This is a genomic window from Methanosarcina spelaei (assembly GCF_002287235.1).
In the GTDB taxonomy this organism is placed as follows: domain Archaea; phylum Halobacteriota; class Methanosarcinia; order Methanosarcinales; family Methanosarcinaceae; genus Methanosarcina; species Methanosarcina spelaei.
In genome coordinates, this window is record NZ_LMVP01000268.1 from 1 (window position 1) to 19,544 (window position 19,544).

At 40.0% G+C, this 19,544-nt stretch carries 19 protein-coding genes; 6 read left to right on the forward strand and 13 right to left on the reverse strand.

Going from position 1 to position 19,544, the window contains the following annotated elements:
* Positions 1-221: 221 nt before the first annotated feature.
* The gene (locus ASJ81_RS12550; protein WP_141241711.1) at positions 222-911 is read right to left on the reverse strand and encodes an HAD family hydrolase; all 690 of its coding nucleotides are present in this window, start codon (positions 909-911) and stop codon (positions 222-224) included.
* A gap of 371 nt (positions 912-1,282) precedes the next feature.
* Positions 1,283-1,987, reverse strand: a complete 705-nt coding sequence (locus ASJ81_RS12555) for an ArsR/SmtB family transcription factor (protein WP_095644727.1) — start codon at positions 1,985-1,987, stop codon at positions 1,283-1,285.
* A 282-nt stretch (positions 1,988-2,269) separates the two neighbouring features.
* On the opposite strand from ASJ81_RS12555, the gene ASJ81_RS12560 reads away from it, so the two are divergent.
* Both ASJ81_RS12560 and ASJ81_RS12565 read left to right on the forward strand, forming a co-directional pair.
* Entirely contained in the window at positions 2,270-2,938 is a 669-nt protein-coding gene (locus ASJ81_RS12560) for a cytochrome c biogenesis CcdA family protein (RefSeq protein WP_095644749.1), read from the forward strand.
* A 214-nt stretch (positions 2,939-3,152) separates the two neighbouring features.
* Positions 3,153-3,485, forward strand: coding sequence for a CGGC domain-containing protein (locus tag ASJ81_RS12565; RefSeq protein WP_095644728.1), 333 nt, complete (start codon positions 3,153-3,155; stop codon positions 3,483-3,485).
* Positions 3,486-3,861: 376 nt separating this feature from the next.
* Here ASJ81_RS12565 and ASJ81_RS12570 read toward each other — a convergent pair whose 3' ends face one another.
* From ASJ81_RS12570 to ASJ81_RS12620, 11 genes are all read right to left on the reverse strand, one after another.
* Positions 3,862-4,191, reverse strand: coding sequence for a YnfA family protein (locus ASJ81_RS12570; protein WP_095644729.1), 330 nt, complete (start codon positions 4,189-4,191; stop codon positions 3,862-3,864).
* Complete coding sequence (locus ASJ81_RS12575) at positions 4,184-4,630, reverse strand: YnfA family protein (RefSeq protein ID WP_212556075.1); 447 nt, start codon at positions 4,628-4,630, stop codon at positions 4,184-4,186. The genes ASJ81_RS12570 and ASJ81_RS12575 overlap by 8 nt, the downstream gene beginning before the upstream one ends.
* Before the next feature lie 377 nt (positions 4,631-5,007).
* Positions 5,008-6,378 (reverse strand): TrkH family potassium uptake protein, encoded by a 1,371-nt coding sequence (locus ASJ81_RS12580; protein ID WP_394339138.1) that lies wholly within the window; start codon positions 6,376-6,378, stop codon positions 5,008-5,010.
* Between the two features lie 98 nt (positions 6,379-6,476).
* Positions 6,477-7,823, reverse strand: coding sequence for a Trk system potassium transporter TrkA (trkA, locus tag ASJ81_RS12585; protein ID WP_095644731.1), 1,347 nt, complete (start codon positions 7,821-7,823; stop codon positions 6,477-6,479).
* Positions 7,824-8,270: 447 nt separating this feature from the next.
* Positions 8,271-9,173: a hypothetical protein gene (locus tag ASJ81_RS12590; RefSeq protein WP_095644732.1), complete on the reverse strand. Its 903-nt coding sequence runs from the start codon at positions 9,171-9,173 to the stop codon at positions 8,271-8,273.
* 237 nt (positions 9,174-9,410) lie between these two features.
* Entirely contained in the window at positions 9,411-10,046 is a 636-nt protein-coding gene (locus tag ASJ81_RS22835; RefSeq protein WP_095644733.1) for a hypothetical protein, read from the reverse strand.
* Positions 10,018-10,620, reverse strand: coding sequence for a hypothetical protein (locus ASJ81_RS12600; RefSeq protein ID WP_095644734.1), 603 nt, complete (start codon positions 10,618-10,620; stop codon positions 10,018-10,020). Before ASJ81_RS12600 ends, ASJ81_RS22835 begins: the two co-directional genes overlap by 29 nt.
* 650 nt (positions 10,621-11,270) lie before the next feature.
* Entirely contained in the window at positions 11,271-12,440 is a 1,170-nt protein-coding gene (dnaJ, locus tag ASJ81_RS12605) for a molecular chaperone DnaJ (RefSeq protein WP_095644735.1), read from the reverse strand.
* A 104-nt stretch (positions 12,441-12,544) separates the two neighbouring features.
* A complete protein-coding gene (gene dnaK / locus ASJ81_RS12610) occupies positions 12,545-14,398 on the reverse strand; it encodes a molecular chaperone DnaK (RefSeq protein ID WP_095644736.1) in 1,854 nt (617 codons plus the stop codon).
* Positions 14,399-14,601: 203 nt separating this feature from the next.
* Entirely contained in the window at positions 14,602-15,231 is a 630-nt protein-coding gene (grpE, locus tag ASJ81_RS12615; RefSeq protein ID WP_095644737.1) for a nucleotide exchange factor GrpE, read from the reverse strand.
* A gap of 127 nt (positions 15,232-15,358) precedes the next feature.
* Positions 15,359-15,817: a heat-shock protein gene (locus ASJ81_RS12620; protein WP_095644751.1), complete on the reverse strand. Its 459-nt coding sequence runs from the start codon at positions 15,815-15,817 to the stop codon at positions 15,359-15,361.
* Between the two features lie 401 nt (positions 15,818-16,218).
* Between ASJ81_RS12620 and ASJ81_RS12625 the strand changes: the two genes are divergently transcribed.
* From ASJ81_RS12625 to ASJ81_RS12640, 4 genes are all read left to right on the forward strand, one after another.
* The gene (locus ASJ81_RS12625) at positions 16,219-17,178 is read left to right on the forward strand and encodes an ATP-grasp domain-containing protein (protein ID WP_095644738.1); all 960 of its coding nucleotides are present in this window, start codon (positions 16,219-16,221) and stop codon (positions 17,176-17,178) included.
* A gap of 108 nt (positions 17,179-17,286) precedes the next feature.
* Complete coding sequence (locus ASJ81_RS12630; RefSeq protein ID WP_095644752.1) at positions 17,287-18,267, forward strand: hydantoinase/oxoprolinase family protein; 981 nt, start codon at positions 17,287-17,289, stop codon at positions 18,265-18,267.
* Positions 18,268-18,491: 224 nt separating this feature from the next.
* Positions 18,492-19,160, forward strand: coding sequence for an amino acid kinase family protein (locus ASJ81_RS12635; protein WP_095644753.1), 669 nt, complete (start codon positions 18,492-18,494; stop codon positions 19,158-19,160).
* Positions 19,161-19,353: 193 nt separating this feature from the next.
* The gene (locus ASJ81_RS12640) at positions 19,354-19,524 is read left to right on the forward strand and encodes a zinc finger domain-containing protein (RefSeq protein ID WP_011308351.1); all 171 of its coding nucleotides are present in this window, start codon (positions 19,354-19,356) and stop codon (positions 19,522-19,524) included.
* Positions 19,525-19,544 lie beyond the last annotated feature (20 nt).

Here is a 19,544-nt window from a genome sequence, read left to right on the forward strand (position 1 = left end):
CCGGGGAAGTTTTCCATCCCCGCAGCAAGCTAGCGGGGTATTCGACTGAAATAAACTCTGTAAAGAAATTCTAAAGAACGAGGATTTGTATAGACATAATCAAATATTTTCTAATATATGATACAGTTTTGTGATCTTTTGAAATTCCAGAAAAACATAGTATCTGTTGATAAGATACATAAAGGTAAAAGTAAACCTAAGAAATTTATTTCCGCATTTCCCTATAGCAAGATATTATAGATCTCATCCAAACTTTTACAGTAGTTTTGATAGTTGTGAGTGTTTTCTTTTCTTACCAGTATGGCTTTAATTCCTGCGTTTATTGCCCCTTCAATATCTGCAATGTAACTGTCACCAATCATTGTTACTTCACTGGTATCTTCGAGTTTGTCAAGCACTCCCCTGTAAATCTGGATATTAGGCTTTTCATAGCCTAGCTGTGCTGACGAGTATACCTGGATGAAATATTTACTTATTCCTAAGTCTCTTACCAGACCGGATAATTCGGGTACATGGTTTGAGACTATTATATTTTCATAACCTGTATTTATCGCTCTTTCTAAACAGGGAACTGTATCATTATAAAGATGCCATTTTGTGTTATCCAAGTATTTTGTTTTTATTTGACCTGCAATTTCGGATGATAGTGTTTCATTAACCCCAAGTTGATTTATTATTTTTGAGAAGTGCAATGTCATGTAATCCCACCAGTGGATTCCTCCAAAAAACTCTTCATGAGATTTTTCAGGGGTATGCCAGGGAAACCCTCTGGTAAGAAGTGGACGAATATCCTCAAGTTTAATGCTACTGTATCCATATTCCTGTAACAAGTCGTATATAGTTTGACTCCACATTCCGTCCCGATATGCAAGGGTGTTATCAAAATCCCACAGTATATATTTTTTCTGCATTGTAATATTCCTGTTCTATCCTGAAATGACTTCATATTCTATAAAAACTGAAATGTGAATTTTTATCGGTAAAATGCTCGTATTTCGGCTATAAAAGTGTAAACCCGGCTGTACACATCATATCAGAATTTTCTTGATTCCTTCGAAACTTTCATCAAATGCAAAAATTCTATGATAAACACATAGGCACTTTTCTTAGAATCTGCAAACATCAATTTAAATAAGTGTTTAGGCCAGGTGCTGAGAACGGTTACCTTTTCTAATTGTGAAGGTTTTAACTGATTTTGTAAAAAATTCAGATTTTATGCAACAGAACCCTTCATATAAATATCCGTAATTATCTATAGTCATGAGGTAATTAATGCAACATTTCATGAGATATTGCTGTTTTTTTTGTTGCAGCAATCATGAACGTTACTATATTCATCATTTTGTGAAAGCCACTCCTGAACGCTTGCCTCCAAACGCACAGCTTTAAAGCCATGAGCTCTTAATATCTCCACTGCCTCTACAGACAGTAAGCAGCAACGGCCACGGCAATAAGCAACAATTTCCTGATTTATAGGTAAAGTAGCTAAATGTTTTTCCAAATCTTCTATAGGAATAGAATTAGCTCCTGGAATGTGCATCATCTCATATTCTTCTTTCGGCCTTACATCAATTAAAGTCACATTGCCTTTTTTCATTCTCACAATGAGTTCACTCATTTTTATTTGTTCTATATTATCTCTGTTAGTGTAAATTTCCTCCCGAAGCTTTTGAAGTTCCGTAATACGCTTTTCGGCTAAAAGCTGTAAAGATATGATGAAATTCGCCACCGTTCGATCCGCCAATTTGTAATATGAGTAAACTCCACGCTTCTCATACTCTACCAGCCTGGATTCAAGCAGAGTTTGCAGATGCTGGGATGTATTTGCAACACTCATATCCGTTTCACGGGCGATTGTTTCGACCGTTTTGGATCCCTGCATCAAAATGTCCAATATCTCCAGCCTTCGAGGACTTGAAATAGCCTTTCCGATTCTGGCGAGCTGCGCATAAACGTTATCTTTAAACACACGGGTTTCTTTTTCCATAAAAACTTCCTGATTCATCTCGTTTTTTTATCTATTCTAAGTCGCAATTCATCGTTATGTTAAAATACAATTTTACCATATAATTTAAATATTCAATTGATCAATTGAATATTTAAATTATACAGGTTCTAAACGGGATGCTGCCATCAGATCCAAAATATCGTACTAAGACTTTACCATCTGAAATCTAGACAAGTACAAAATTTAGGATTTTCGGGTTGCTCTGGATGAGATAGATTTACAGTTGAATACGGAATTAATTAATCTAATAGGATGAAGCTTATGACAGCAACATTTGACCCTTCTGTAACTGGTATATTTGTTTTTGGGCTACTAGCAGGTATCTGCCCATGTAATAGCGTGTTATGCTTAGGATTAATAGGTTACCTTACAAGCGGAAAAACAAACTTATCACTTTTTAACATACTTAAACTAGTTTTCTCATTTTCAATAGGCACTGTGCTAGTACTATTGCCGCTTGGATTTATTGCCGGATACATTGGTAAATATATGTTGTTTTTTAACAGTGCAATCGCCTGGACAATTGGAGGTATGTTAATGATTGCAATGGGATTACAACTATTACATGTTTACAAACCACCAATACGAAGCATATACAATTTTTTTAAATTACCTAACTCTTATACAATAATGGGAGCATTCTTACTTGGGCTTTCTTTTGGGGCAATTACAATAGGTAGAGGTGCTCCGATGCTGATAATTGTATTAACTTATATAGGATTGTATCAAACGCCACTTCAAGGGATACTTACTATGTTAATATACGCTGTTGGTCTAAGTATTCCTCTTATTTTAATCAGCTCTATCGGCGGTTCAATAGGTAAAAAAATCAAAGGAACTACCAGAATAAGTGGTGACTTCATGGACAAAGCAATAGGAGTATCAATTACATTAATCGGTGTCTACTTCATATATCTAGCTATACAATAAGTCTAATCCTTTCTAATTTGAGTGAATAATTTAAAGTCGTTTTACAAATATAGTATAAGACACCTGAAAAAATTTAGTGTGGAAGATAACATTCAGAATATACTTATCACTTTGATTTAATCAGTTTTAAGCTAGAGAATTAATTTTACCAATAAATAGCAATTTTTAGTTACACTATGAATTGAAGTTTATGAAGAAGCAAAGGAGAGATCTTATGAAAATTGGCTTAGTCAGGTGTTTGCAAACGGAAGATATGTGTCCCGGCTCTGCTTGTTTTAAGGTAATAAATGAGAAGAAACTTGCTTTTGATGGGATTACAGAGGACATTGAAATAATTGGTATCAATACTTGTGGAGGCTGTCCCGGTAAGAAGGCAGTGACTCGAACAGCAGAGATGGTTAAAAGAGGAGCTGATACAATTGTTCTTGCATCCTGTATATTTAAAGGTACTCCTATAGGCTTCCCATGTCCTCATGCACAAGAAATGAAAGACGCAATCGTTAGGAAACTTGGTAATTCAATAAAAATCATTGATTACACACATTAATCTTTCAAAAAGGTGTTTTATCTTAGAACAGTTTTGCAATCTAAGAATATAATAAATTATGCTGATTAACAAATGCATAGGTTTAATGTAGAACCTGTGTATTTTTAAGGACTCTTAATTTTACAGATACATCAATATATGTGCGTTTTCTCATAAAACGTTCGTAGGTCGTGTCCCTGAATTATAGATCAATTCTGAAAAAACGAGTGCATACCATGCATTTGATGAATCTAATCAGAGATTCTCTCAATTTCGGTTTTCAATGATTCAAACCCACGACCCGTTCGTATTTTACGGAAATAAACAAAACCTATGTACATTAAAAATAAATTTACAGATTGTTTTATACGTTGCAAAATGGACACTAATAAACATATTAGCGTGGAGTATAATATATAATAAAAACTCCTACAAGTGAGATGAAAGCTCCAATAATTTCAAACTTATCAGGATTTTTTTTATCGACAAGCATGCCCCATATAAGAGACGAAACAATAAAGATTCCTCCATAGGCAGCATAAACCCTGCCAAAATTAGCGTGCTGGAAGGTTGGAATAATTCCGTAGATTGCTAGCGTTAATCCTCCAAGTACACCAAAAGCAATTTTCTTATTTTCCCTTAACCATAGCCAGACTAGATAACCGCCTCCAATTTCAAATAAAGCAGCTAAAAAGAAAAGACCAAGAGAAATAATGATATCATTCATTTACTTCATCCTTCCTTGGCCAATAATATATAATTGATACCCCAACAAGAATTATCAAAGCGCCTATTAGATCATATATATCCGGTGCAGTTTTTTCGAACACCCAACCCCATAAAATAGACATAACAACAAAAATTCCCCCATAAGTTGCATATATTCTATGGAAATCTGCAGGCTGAAAGGTCGGTACGACCCCGTATAAAAATAAGACGATTGCTCCTAAAAATGCAAATGGCAGCCCTCCTCCTTCTCGCAACCATATCCAGAAAAGATATCCTCCTCCAATTTCAAAAATACCCGCAAGGATAAACAGGAGAATAGTATAGGTAAAGCATTGTTTTCTAGATACGCATCTTGATTCGAGAGCGATTTTCATATCGATGAAGTGTTTTTTAATCCCAAAATCATCGTTTTTTGAATATCGTTCGGTTTGTTCCATGTAACTAACATGGTAGCCATGAATTTATATTATTTTCTCTATTTTGAAATACTGTTAAAGTTTGCAATTGCCAAGATATTTAACCAACTATTAATGAACTTATAAAAATTCTAGTCCCTATAGACTTGATAGTAGCAGAATATGACCGATTTATAATTTCATTCCAATGAAATTTATACCTATATCAGACAAGGACATGACCCAGTCACCAGTCTTAGACATTACTGGAGCCTTTTTTCACATATTACGAAATGATGGACATGGAGAAGAAACTTATTAATTTAGGAATTCGGAGAGAGGAAATTCAACGGTTTATTTAAGAAAATAAACATAGGAAGTAATTGTAATATTCCTTTTTTGTTTTCCATAATTTTTCTTCAGGAATGCCAGAACTCCCTTGTAAAGAGTACAAGCACGGTATAAACCTCAAGCCTGCCTACCCACATATTACCGATAAGAATGATTTTTCCTAACGGTGGAACTGATTCAAAGTTTGCCATAGGCCCGACAATGTTAAAACCCGGACCTATGTTCCCTAGAGTCGTTATCGAAGCTGTAACCGAGCTTATTATGTCAACTCCCAGCAGTGTTAGAAGCACCGTACCTACGACAAAAACGCCTATATAAAGCACAACAAAAGAAAGAATTGACTGTAAAATGTCATCCGGTACTGCTTTACTATTAAACCTTATGGGCCTGACGAGTCGAGGATGAACAAATTTAAAGAGTTCTCTCCTTGCATATTTTAACATCAACAGAAAACGTACAACCTTCATGCCTCCGCCTGTAGAACCTGCACAGCCCCCGATAAACATGACTGAAAAAACCAGAATTTTTGCCGAATCTTTCCATAGATTAAAATCAGTAGAAGCAAAACCGGTGGCTGTCATAATAGAGGTTATCTGAAATATGGCATAACGGAAAGAATTGAATGGAGAAAATCCCATGTCGCTGAATAGAACCAGTGTCAGTAAACCTGTGAAACCAAGGATAAAAAAAGAATAGGCCCTGAATTCCTCGTCTCGAAAAAGAACAACTTTATTGACACGAATAATCCGGTAGTAAAGAGCAAAGTTAGCTCCTGCAACAAACATGAAAAATGTGAGAATAAATTCAATAACAGGACTGTGAAAAGCTTCTATTCCTGCATTGTAAGTAGAAAATCCCCCGCAAGCCATACAGGCAAAGGTATGATTGAGAGCATCGTAAAGGGACATTCCTCCGAAGACCAGAGCCACAACTTCAAGAGCAGAGATAAAAACGTAAAGTGTCCATAGAATCCTTGCAGTTTCTCGGATTCTTGGCTTCAGTTTATCTTCAGTCGGACCGGGAGCCTCAGCCCTGAACAACTGGCGACCAGCAACTCCGAGTTTTGGTAGAACTGCGATGAAAAGTACAATGATCCCCATGCCTCCAAGCCAGGCGGTAAAAGACCGCCAGAAAAGAAGGCTTCTGGTGTGACTTTCAATATCCACAAGAATTGAAGAACCCGTTGAAGTAAAACCTGACATTGTTTCAAAAACTGCATCAATAAAAGAGATTTGTTCAAAAAGAAAAGGAATAGCCCCGTAAATAGCCGCTGCAAGCCAGCTCAAAGCCACAATGGCAAGCGCTTCTTTTTGCTGCCAGTCCTCACGACCTTTAAACCGCATGAGAAGCAAGCCAGAAATAAGGGTTATGGAAAAAGAGACAATAAAAGGTACAAGAGGCTCACGGTAGTAATAAGCTACTAAAAGAGGAACCAGCATTGTAAAAGCCAGAAGGAAAAGAATTTTTCCTAATGCATTAAAGACTGTCCTATTATCTATAAGAAACCACCTGCTTTTTAAAGTTTACATTTAAAAGATCATCTGAAAAACTTTTCTATCTCCGACATTGCAGAAGCCATGGAAAAGATGACAACTCTATCCTGATTTTCAATGATGAAGTCTCCTCTAGGGACTATAGTGTCTCTTCCGCGGACTACCATATTAATGAGAGCTCCCTTTGGGAACTTGACTTTGTTCAAAGGTTTTCCGACAATTTTTGAGCCCTGGGAAACCGTATACTCTATGATCTCTGCTTTTTCGCCTTCAAAGGTCGTAAGGGTTTGTATTCCCCTGCCCATTGTAAGTTTAAGTACCTCGCTTACAGTAGCCTCCCTGGGGCTGACTGCCAGATCTATGCCAACCATTTCAAAAAGAGGCAGGTAGTCCGAACGATCAGCCCTGGCAATCACTTTCTTTGCACCCAGTTGCTTTCCAAGAAGAGCACACAGCAGATTTTTCTCATCGCTGTCCGTAACCGAGATAACAACGTCCATGTTCTCAATACCCTCCTCCCTGAGCAGACTGAGGTCGGTGCCATCCCCGTTTAAAATAAGGGCATTTTCCAGCGTTTCGGCCACTTCTATGCAGCGGCTTTTACTGTACTCGATGATCTTAAGGTCGGCATTCTCATTTTTATCTATCAGTTTAGCCAGATAAAATCCTACAATCCCACAGCCTATAATAAGAACTTTACTTTTATTGGGTACCTGGCTCCCGAAAGTCCTGCCTAGCCCTCCCATAGTTTCAGGTTTACCCACAACTACCATATGGTCGTTTGCGTCAATTATGTCGCTTCCATGAGGAATAATTATTTCGTGGTCTCGAAAAATCGCACTGACAATGCAGCAGTCAGCAAGCCTGAGGTCCTTAATCTGCTTTCCTACAAGCTTGCTTTCTGGACTTATTGCAAACTCAGTCATCCGGACTTTTCCATCGGCAAACATCTCGGCACTTATTGCGGACGGGCTTGACAGAATTTCAGCAATTTCGGAGGCAAGTGAAAGTTCAGGACAGATCATTAGATCGATTCCAACCTGAGCCCTTGAGGTTACAGGCGAATCGATATAATCCGGGTTACTGACTCTGGCAATGGTCTTAGTTTCCTTCCATCCTGGCTTTCCGCGGGTAATTAATTTGGCGGTCATGCAAGCTACAATATTAACCTCGTCCAGACCGGTCACAGCTACGAGCAAGTCAGTATCCTGAAGAATTTTTGATAGGATATCAGCGTTTGCCCCGTTACCTTCGATAACAAGAACATCAAGTTCGTCTGCCCGTTTTGATGCTTCTTCAGCATTCTCAATAATTATTACATCGTTTTTTGGGGAAAGAGCTTTTGCGATGTGATAACCTACTTCCCCTGCGCCGATAATTATAACCTTCATTGTACACCTTCAGAAAAACTGTTTTTAACTAACCTTATACTATGAAATCTGCCGGACAAAAAGCAACAGACACAGGAAAATCCAGAAAGAAAAAATTGAGTGAAAAGGTATAGGAAGTTAAGAGAAAACAAAGAAAACAAAACTGTAAAGTGAAGCCCGATGAACTTTTTGTGATGAAAATTGATCAGCATATTGACCATCTCTGGAAGTTAAATTTTTGCAAACAGAGTTTGTAAGACCCAGGCTTTTGTAAATATAACTACAAGCTAAAATTCTAAACCTGAACAATTATATAAATATTTTGAAATTTTTGCAGTAAAAAACAAAAAAGTGAAGCACTGTAGTAAAATGAAGGGGATTAGCTCGTCATTAACTCTAAGAATTATGCCGTAGTGAATTCAGAAGAAGGCGTTTTTGAGGGATTGACAATACAGTAAGCAAAAGTTTTTAGGCAACTTCTGTGTAGCTGGGAGTTGCATTTATATTGTCAGATGTTTCATTACTATAAAAATCTCTAGTATATTGACTATCTGCTACATCATCATCAGGAATAGTAATTTTCTGTAAAGGCAACCGCTGCCCCAGAATAGCCCTTACTTTTACATAGCCTGTATCATTAACTCTTGCTAATAATAGATTTTTATACAGACCTACATATTCTCTAGGCCACTTCGTTGGGTCGTTGTTTGCATTCAAACGGATATTGAAAGATACATTTTCTCCTTCTTTTAGATTGTCACTTAAATAGACATAAGTATCATATGTCGGATAAGAGGCATACTTAGTATATTTTCCATAGGGAACAGAAGAAGTATTAGATGCATTTTCAACTGGGAACAATAATGGACTTCCGTTATTTATAGGATCAAAGACATCGAAACGATCTGCAACAAAACTAGTAATATAATCAATATCTTCTAGCTTGGTTTCATTTGTTCTGAATCCAAGCATATAGCCCTTCTCGGTTTCTGCGATAAAAGGTATCCAGTTTCCTATTATCTCCCGTTGATTATCAAAAATTTCGGTTGCGTTTTCAAAATAGGGACCTTTCCCACTTTGATCAGACCAATTAAATACTTTGTGTGTCAGTTTCTGGCTAAAATAAATATCTGTCTGAGCAGGGGGAGTAAAAAATTTGCCTTCCTTAGACGCGGGAATAGGAACCATTATCACGGTGGTTCCCTGTACTTCTCTTCCGGAAAGACCTGTCACTTCGACAGTATAAATACAGAGATATCTTTGACCATCATCTCTCCAATCTACTTGATCCCTGTAAATGCCATGGACAAATATGCTCACAATTATAAGAACAAAAAACATAAGAATAAGTAGAAGATTTTTTTTTCTCAAATTATCCCGCCTTGTGTTTTTAAGTAGCTGGATGAAATATGTTCTTCATTAGAGTTCATATATAGGGATTTGTTTGCGTTACTAAACTTGTCTCTGGACAGCCTGTCTACTTATTGATATTCGATCCAGTAGTGTAACTGCTTAATATTAACGATGCTTAAAAAATAGAAGAATGGAAACTGATTTTTCAGCCCATAAGTAAAATGGGATCCCTGTTTCAGTTTCCAATATCTGCTTTTAACTCTTTATGTATTTTGCTAGACCTGCATTATACTTTGCTGTTTCACGCAAACACTTAGTCGTTATGTATCGTGTAGTAATCGTATCAAAGTTAGTTGGATTGTTGTTAATCTCTGCCCACAACTGACTGTAGTAAGGCTTGCTAAATGCTGCCAGGTTTTTTACTGCTTGAGAGGGATTAGTTACCGACTTTATAACGGTGTTGCTATTAACACATTGGGAAAATTGGCAGCCACTGACCCAATTATTATCTACATATTGTTCATATTGTAGATGTTGCTCCTCTTTGAAAGTATCAAAACTTAAACCAGTATGCATTGGCTGCCCTGCATCTGAAAGATAGTGACTGGCGAACCCAAGATTTTCAAAAGCGGTTTGCCTGTATGAACTACCCATGGAATAATATGTTTTTGCAACTCCTGCACGAGCGTTACAAGCAGATGGAGCTCCCCCTCCAATGCTAGGGTTATAATAGTGGTACCAATACCTATCTAAGCCTTGATCAGTTGAATCAGGGGTGGGAGCAGCATTAGCAGCCCAGTTTGCCCATTGGGAATTGCCATATACTAGATTGACTCCAGCTTTAATTAAACCTGAGTGTGCACTAGTACTGCGATTCCGAAGTAGGTTCATAAAACTTAACTTTTGAATCGATCCAAAGATCACTGATCTTTCGAGGGAAATAAAGAATTGATTTTGGAATCGAAGCACTAGTTTTCCATTGAATACTTTGTTTGTTAGTAACATTCTGTTTGTTAGCCCAATAAGTATCTTCGACGTACTTGGATACAGCATCCCCTATTTTTTGAATCTCAGGGTAGTCTTTTTCCGTGATCCTATTTGGAACACGGTTCCAGATATCTTTTATTTCTTTTTTCATTTCTTTTTTCTCAGAGTTTGATACTGAAAAATTGTCAATATACCCTAAAACAACCTTTTTTGTCTCATTGTCGGCAGTAACCAGACCTATATAAGGAGCATTCTGGATAGTCTCTGGTAAACTCTTGATATAACTGGCCCTAGATTCTATTTCCTTCACCTTATTAGCATCCAGACCTTTGATATCGTAAGTTTCGACCTTACTGTCAGAAAAATTTTTTATATTTACCTTCTCAGCTGCTGCACTTCCAGTTGGTATAAGCACAAAACTCATCAAAAATATCGCCAAAATTAACATTGCTATTCTGAATTTCTTCTTCGTTGCCATTCATTTAACTCCTAGTTCTTTTTCCCCAAGAGGCAAGATCAGGCAAGCTTAAATATACGCAAAGCTAACATAATTATGCCTCTTAGGCATATCTCATGGAGTTCTTGTGAACCGGGAAAGTACATTTGAACTCCATAAATTCTTCTTTTCTAATTCCTTATAAGTTTTCTGTCCAGGCTCTCTAACAATGCATTTTTCGAACATATTTCGAGTCGTGATTACTTTTTAATATAGTTACAGTTTAATAAATTGGCCATGATCTATATATATGATAATATTGCGCGACTCGTATTTAAAGATATATATAAAAGAAAATGTTATATAATTTTAAAATATATACGTTTTATTTAAGATAATAATTAATAATTATAGTCATTTTTACCTATAAATTGACTAAGTCTGACTATATTGATGTAATCAATTAAAGAGTTCGAAGGACGGAAACTTACCGTTATTGTGCATGCACCTGAGCAAAATTGTTTTAACCTCTAAAATATAAAATTTTAAATTTGTTGTTTTGTTGAAGTTGACGGACTGTATCCCGCCATCAAATTGGAGATAAAAAGAGTGAGTTGGAGATAAAAAGAGTAAATTAAATATAAAAAGGTTAAGTTGGAGATAAAAGGTTAAATTGAAGCTAAACGCTGCTTTTAACCTTCAAAGGCATCCTTTACTTTTTCAAAAAATCCCTTGTTTTTTCTGGACTTCTCCGTAGACTTATCGTTTTTACCATTTTGATTTCCGTTAGGGTTATTACCGTCGCTTATAGTTTCGAACTGACGGAGGAGCTCCTTTTGTTCTTGAGTAAGTTTTGTCGGAGTCTTGATTACAACCCTAACGAGCTGATCGCCCTTTCTACTTCCGTGAAGGTGCTGGATTCCTTTATCTTTAAGCCTGAACACAGAATGAGTCTGAGTTCCTGCAGGAATATTCATCTTGACCTTTCCATGGAGGGTATCGACCATTATATCCGCACCGAGTGCAGCCTGAGTAAAAGAAATGGAAAGCTCGGAAATTACGTCGTAATCAACTCTTTTAAAGTAGGGGTGTTCCATTACGTGAATCACGACATAGAGATCTCCGGGTGGAGCCCCTGGTTCTCCAGAATCTCCTTCCCCGCTGAGCCTCAGGTGCATACCTGAATCGGCTCCGGCAGGCACGTTTACTGTAATCTTTCTTGTGTTTCTGACTCTGCCTGTACCGCTACAAACCGGACAGGGAGACTCAATAATCTGACCCCTGCCGTGACAGGTACTGCAGGTAGTGGTGCTTACAAACTGCATACCCAATCCGGAGCGAGTGGTTCGGATTTGACCTGTGCCGCCGCATGTGGGACAGCGCTTCGGGCTTGTTCCAGGCTTTGCTCCGGTTCCGGAGCAGTTAGAACATCTTTCCGTTCTTGGGATGTCGATATCTTTATGGACTCCAAAGGCTGCCTCTTCAAAGGTAATATAAAGGTCATACTGGAGATCGGACCCTCTCCTAGGCCCCATAGGACCTCTTCTGCCTCCACCGCCGCCAAAAAACATTTCGAATATATCCCCGAAACCACCGAAGTCTGCACCCCGGAAGATATCTTCTGCACTATATTGCCCGTTTATTCCGGCATGTCCGAAACGGTCATACTGAGCACGTTTCTCATCATCCGAAAGGACGGCATAAGCCTCAGAGATCTCCTTGAACTTTTCCTCAGCCCCGGATTCCTTATTCCTGTCAGGATGATACTTTAATGCGAGTTTTCGATAGGTTTTCTTTATATCCTCGGGTGAGGCATCTTTGGATAACCCAAGAATTTCGTAATAATCACGTGTTGTGGCCATCAGGATTCCCTGTTATTTTAAAAAAGATAAAGCTCCGGAGCCTGCAAAGCCAGGTTTCCGGTAAGGCCTGAGAATCTCCAGGCCTGTTATTACTTGGTTTTTGTTTATTTACGCTTTTCGTCGTCAACTACCTCATAATCGGCATCAACGACTGTCTCATCAGGGCCTTTCGCATCAGGGCTTCCGGCTTCACCTGCGGTTTGCTGAGCTTGCTGCTGGGCTTTCTGATACATTGCAGTTGAGATCGGGTATACAGCTTCCTGAAGAGCTTCGGTTTTCGACTTAATGTCTTCACCGTCTTTACCTTCAAGAGCTTTCTTAAGATCGTCGATTGCAGCAGTTACCTTTGACTTCTGGTCTTCGGTTGCCACATCTCCGGCTTCCTTCAAAGTCTTTTCCGAAGCGTTTATAAGGGCTTCGGCATTGTTCCTGGTCTCGACTTCTTCTTTGCGCTTTCTGTCTTCTTCGGCATGCAATTCCGCGTCTTTGACCATGCGTTCGATTTCGGCATCAGAGAGTCCACCCGGCTTCTGGATAGAAATGGATTGTTCCTTGCCGGTTCCGAGGTCTTTTGCACCTACATGCAGAATCCCGTTTGCATCGATATCAAAGGTAACTTCAATCTGCGGGATGCCTCTTGGAGCTGGTGGTATACCGTCCAGAGTAAAGCGGCCCAGAGTCTTATTCTCGGAAGCAACTCCCCTTTCTCCCTGAAGGACATGAATCTCTACTGAAGGCTGGTTATCAGCAGCAGTTGAGAAGACCTGACTTTTCTTGGTAGGAATTGTTGTGTTTCTCGGGATAAGTGGAGTTGCTATGCCTCCGAGTGTTTCGATTCCGAGAGTCAGAGGAGTTACATCAAGCAGCAGGACGTCTTTGACTTCGCCACCGAGCACACCGGCCTGGATAGCTGCCCCGATTGCAACGGCTTCATCAGGATTGATATTCTTGTAGGGTTTCTTACCTGTGAAATTTTCCACAAGTTCGACTACCGCAGGCATCCTTGTAGCGCCTCCGACGAGAATCACTTTATCAAGATCATTTGGAGTGAGCTTTGCATCGCTGAGAGCCTGGCGCATAGATACGAGGGTCTTTTCAAGGAGGTCCTCGGTCATCTTCTGGAACTGTGCCCTTGTAAGGTCTATATCGAGGTGCTTTGGTTCCCCATCGGTACCAACTGTAAGGAAGGGAAGGTTGATATTTGTACTTGCAACTCCGGATAGCTCGATCTTGGCTTTTTCCGCGGCATCGGTTAAGCGCTGGAGCACGGCTTTATCTTTGGAGAGGTCAATTCCCTCGATTTTTCTGAACTCGGCAAGTAAGTAATTAACTATACGCTGATCGAAGTCGTCTCCTCCGAGGTGAGTGTCACCACTTGTGGATTTCACCTCAAAGACTCCGCCTCCAAGTTCGAGAATAGATACATCAAAGGTTCCGCCTCCCAGGTCGTAGACAAGAATCGTTTGTTCTATATCTCCCTTATCGAGACCGTAAGCCAGGGATGCGGCAGTTGGCTCATTGATAATTCTCAGGACATCAAGGCCTGCAATTGCCCCTGCGTCCTTTGTAGCCTGTCTCTGGGCGTCATTGAAATAAGCAGGAACCGTGATAACGGCCTGTTTGATAGTTTCTCCAAGATAAGCTTCTGCATCGGTTTTGAGCTTCTGGAGAATCATTGCGGAAATTTCCTGAGGCTTATACTGCGTTCCCAGAAGAGTCACCTTGTAATTGGCGTCTCCCATATGCCTTTTAATGGAATAAACAGTATTTTCAGGATTCGAAATGGCCTGCCTCTTTGCAACCTGGCCTACAAGTTTCTCTCCTTTTTTGGAAAATCCGACCACTGATGGGGTTGTCCTGGCGCCTTCGGCATTTGGGATCACGACAGCTTCCCCGCCTTCCATTACTGCCATGCATGAGTTCGTAGTACCTAGGTCAATACCCAGTATTTTTGCCATGTTTTGTCCTCACTAAATTACTTAGTTAAATTATTCAATTGAAGTTTTTATTAAATTGTAATATTAAACAAAATGTTTAGACAAGTCATTTAGTTAAATTATTTATTAAGTTATCTTAAATTATAGTAAAGCTGTACAGTTTAATTATATTCAGTTTAATTAGAGTAAGTATGCCTGAACTAAGGAGTAAAATTTTTCCACCTTTATTTCTCGGCTTCATCAGGATTTCTGGCCACTGAGACCATAGCAGGCCTGATAACTTTAGAGTTAAGAGCATATCCGGTTTTATAAACTTCTATTATAGTATTGTCCGGGACTTCAGAGGTATCGATATGTTGAACTGCCTCGTGCCTGTGAGGGTCAAACTCACTGGCTTTTTCACTTTCGATCTTCTCAAGCCCGTATTTTTCGAGGATTGAGAAAAACTGTCTTGAAAGCTGCTCTATTCCGCTGACAATCGAGCTCATGTCCTCCGCAGTCTTTGCAGACTTAATGGCGCGATCGAAATTGTCCGTTACTTCAAGGAAATCAAGAAATACCTGCTCAAGCACAGCTTTCCGATTTTCCTCCATCTGGCGGGCGGTCCGTTTTCTGAAATTGTCAAAGTCTGCTGCAAGCCGGTAATAATTATCCATGAGAACCTGTTTTTCCTCCTGGCATCTAGCTTCATAACCGTTCTCAACTTCCGAACTTGCAGAAGCCTTTTCGGGGTTTTCCCGTACTTTATTAACCTCTTCCGCCGAAGAACCGGAATTTTGGGCTTCAGAATTTTCAGCCTCAGCTTGAGTGTCTTCTTTAGAATCCTTATTTTCTTCTTTATTGAATATTTTCATTCGTCGAACCCCTTCAAGTAAGTGTAACGGTTTCGCTCGTCCTGATCTGTGATTGTTTGTAATTCTATAAATATTTTTCGTATACTTAAGAATACATATTATTAAGGAAAGAAAAGAAAAAGAAAAATCAGTAAGAGTGGTTTTGAAGTTTATAGAAGAGTGTTTTGAGCATTACGACGCTTGCAATCATGGAAGCCGCAACTGCTGAAATTACCTGATCCCAACCGATAGCTGAGATTCCTCCTCCAAGTGCAAACTGCACGCCTCCTATAAGCGATACAAACATGAAAGAAAAACCAAAACCTGCAAGAGCTCCTCCGACAAGGGAACTTATAGTATCCAGCCCATGCTTTTCGTAAAAAACCATGCCTGCAATAAACATTACCGCAAAGATCAAAAGTACGAGTGCTAAGGGCAATGGACTTTCTTTTGTGGAAAAGATCTCAAAGAGCCCAAGACTCATATCAACCATGAATATACCCATGAAAACCGCAATGGCAAGGGTTTTGACAAAAGGGTTTTCAAAGATCGACTGAGAATTAGGGTTTATGCTATTAATGTTACCAGGCACCTTTGTATTTTTCAACATTTAACTTTATGGTATAAACTGTATAATTTATATAAACTTTTACATGCTCAATTTCGTATTTAGCAAGCCTTTTAAAAAACTGCTTAGAGCCAAGCCTTTTGGGAAAAGGCTTGAGCGAAAACCCCAGTAACGTTTGGATTTGAGAACCTTATCCCCAAACCCTATAAGCGTGATCACAAGCCTTTTCAAAAAAGGCTTGAGCGAAAACCCCAGTAACATTTGGATTTGAGAACCTTATCCCCAAACCCTATAGGCGTGATAAACCGGCGCAACGGTTTTGATCAACCGGCGCAACGGTTGCGGGTCAACGGTTGCGGCCCAACGGTTGCGCTTCAAGCAATTTTTTCAAAAGGTGGAATAAAAAGTAATAAATAAGTTCCCGAGTTTTTCCTTTCCGAATGAAAATCCTGATTGCGGAATTTGCTGTCGGTACGGACATTGAAAAGTCCCTTATCCCTGAGGGGGCTGCTATGCTAAAAACCCTTGCGGAAAGCTTTGTTCGTCTTGGGCATGAGGTATACTATCCGTCAGCAGGTACAAAAATTAGTGCAGGCACATGCATTGAATCTAAAGCCGAAAACTTCATGCAGGTAATCGAGAGAAAAGCAAAGAGCTGTGATGCAGGACTGATTATTGCGCCTGATTCTATGCTTCCTGAGTTGAATGAAGTTCTTGAAGAAAATACTGTAAATCTGGGATGTTCACCCGGATCGGCAGCCTGCTGTGCTGATAAGTTGATGTGCACGGAAATCCTGACGAAAGCCGGAATTAAAGCTCCCGAGATCGCAAAAAAGGCTGAAGAAGGCAAAAAGTACGTTACAAAACCCAGGTTTGGCTGCGGTGCAGAGGCGACATACCTTGTCACGGAGTTTGAGAATAAAGAAGAAGTCATTGCAAGCGAGTATGTTGAAGGAGAAACTCTGAGCGTAAGCCTTATTGCAGGAAAAAAACCGCTTCCTCTTACTGTAAACCGTCAGTTTATAGAGTTTGGTGAGAAAGAAGCAAAGACCAGAGAAAATGAAAAAGCTGCATCATCCGGCATAAAATACAATGGAAGCCTGACTCCTTATCAGACTCCGAGACAAGACGAACTCTATGAAACTGCGATCTCCACAGTCAAATGCCTTGACTGTTTCGGGTATGTGGGTGTAGACATCATACTTGCTGACCTTCAGTATATAGTGGATGTAAACCCAAGGCCTACGGCTTCGCTTTTTGGAATTAGCCGTGTTATGCGAGAAGAAATCGGAGACCTGCTTTTAAAAAATAAGTTTGGAGAACTTCCTGACTCGGTACATATTGAGGGAGAATACCGCTTTTCAAAGGATGCACTGGGCGAGCTTTTCGGAAGGGTTTGAAAACAAGAACAGATTGAAAAGCCAGAAGCTTGAAAGATAGAAAACAGATTGAAAGCCAGAAGCTTGAAAGATGAGAAACAAATTAAAAAACATGATAAGGGCTCAAAAATGAATTCAAAGGTTATCGGGCTTGATATTGGAGGAGCGAATACTAAGCTTGCCTCCTCGGACGGAGCGATTGTAGAACTGCACTATTTGCCTCTCTGGAAAAACACAAAGCTTCCGGAAGTTTTAAAGGAAATTGCACAGCAGTTGCAGCCCGAAAAGGTTGCTGTTGTTATGACCGGTGAACTTGCAGATTGCTTTGAGGACAAGGAACAGGGCATCCGCTTTATAAAGTCATGTGTCGATTCTGCATTTGGGCCCTCAAAAGTATCTTATATAAACAGTACTGGAAGGTTCCAGAGCGAAACTGACGATATAAGGGAACTTGCTGCTGCCAACTGGGCGGCTTCAGCCGGATTGATAGGAAAAGAGATAGGAGACTGTATTTTTGTGGATGTGGGAAGTACCACAAGCGACATTATCCCTATCCTGTCAGGAGAACATAAAGCCGGACTTACTGACTTTGAGCGGCTGGTTAGAAGTGAACTCGTCTATGCAGGCACCCTGCGGACAAACCTTGCCGCACTCCTCGAAAAAGTAAAACTTGGTCAGACATGGTGCAGGACAGCTTCCGAACTCTTTACTACAACTGCGGACGCCTATCTCCTGCTTGGAAAAATTGATGAAAATATGTACACATGCGAAACTGCTGATGGGGCAGGCAGGAACAAAACCGATGCTATGCGAAGGCTTGCAAGGCTGGTATGTGCGGACCTTTCCGAAATCCAGGAAGAAGAAATATATGAAATTGCAGCCCAGGTAAAAGAAAAACAAATCTCTGTCCTTGCTGAGGCAATTTCCGAGGTTGCGGAAAAGAACGGACTTAAAAGAATCGCAGCTGCAGGCCTTGGGGAGTTTCTGATAAAAGAAGCCGCAGAAAAGCTTGGCTTCGAATGCATCTCAGTATCCGACCGCTGGGGAGAAGAGATCTCAAAAGTCTTTCCGGCATATGCGGCTGCCAGGCTGCTTGCCAAGCCTTTTTAAAAAAGGCTTGAGCGAAAACTTTTTTAAAAAAAGTTTGATCAAAAACCTCTAGTAACTGCGTGATCACAAGCCTTATTAAAAAAGGCTTGAACGAAAACCTTTTGAGAAAAGGTTTTATCGAAAACACGAGAAACATTTGGATTTGAGAAACTTATCCCCAAACCCTATAGGCGTGATAAACCGGCGCAACGGTTTCGGGTCAACGGTTGCTTGAAAGGAAAACTATGAGAGTGGTAATAAAAATAGGGGGAAGCCTTATTAAAGAGGCCCCCGAGCTTGTAGACAGGCTCGTAAAGGAATTTGGCTCAGGAAGCCAGAAAATTCCAGAGGAAGCGTGTATATCCGAAGGACTTCCTTATTCCGTTCTAATAGTACCCGGAGGAGGAGTTTTTGCTGATGCAGTAAGGAAAACTGATGAGAGCTTTTCCCTTAGTGCCGATGCGGCTCACTGGATGGCTATACTGGGTATGGAGCAATATGCCTGCTATCTTAAGGATAAAAGCCATGCGCTGGGCGTAAATTCGATAGCCAGTCTGCCTCATGGCGTCTCTGTTCTTTTCCCATACCGGCTACTGAGAACGGAAGATCCTCTGCCTCATACCTGGGACGTGACCTCTGATACTATCGCAGCCTGGGTTGCAAAGCGGATTGGAGCAACCTTAATAAAGGCCACGGACGTGGACGGTATATTCATTAATGGAAAATTAGTCAGGGAAATTTCTGCTGTCAGCTATATAGGAAACCGTGAAAGCTGTATTGATTTTGCCCTGCCGGGATTTCTCACGAAAAAACGAATGGAGTGCCTGATTGTAAACGGAAAATTTCCGGATAGGGTAGTTCAGGCTGTGTATGGGAAGTCCGTGCTTGGTACTGTGGTAAAGGGGAATATTTAAATCGTATATCGTATATGACTAGGGCAGAAGCAAAGCGTGTCCAAAAGCATTAATTAAATTCAGTTCATTAAATCTGCTAACGTTAACAAAGGTGCCCGGAAAAGCAAAAGATCGATACTTAAAGAAGGCACCTCATTCATCGGCAACTCGTTACAAAATTTACTATTCGAAGTAATTAATAAGGAGAAAAAAAATGTCAGCACAAAAAGTTGAGTACTGTACTTCATGTGGAATTCGCCTCGTAGAAAAGGGTTATGTAAAGTTTCCATGCCCGCAGTGCGGATCGGAAATCGGGAGATGTGGAAGCTGTAGGCAGCAGGGTAACGTATACACCTGCCCCAAGTGCGGATACAAGGCACCCTGATTCAGATAAATTCCGAAGGA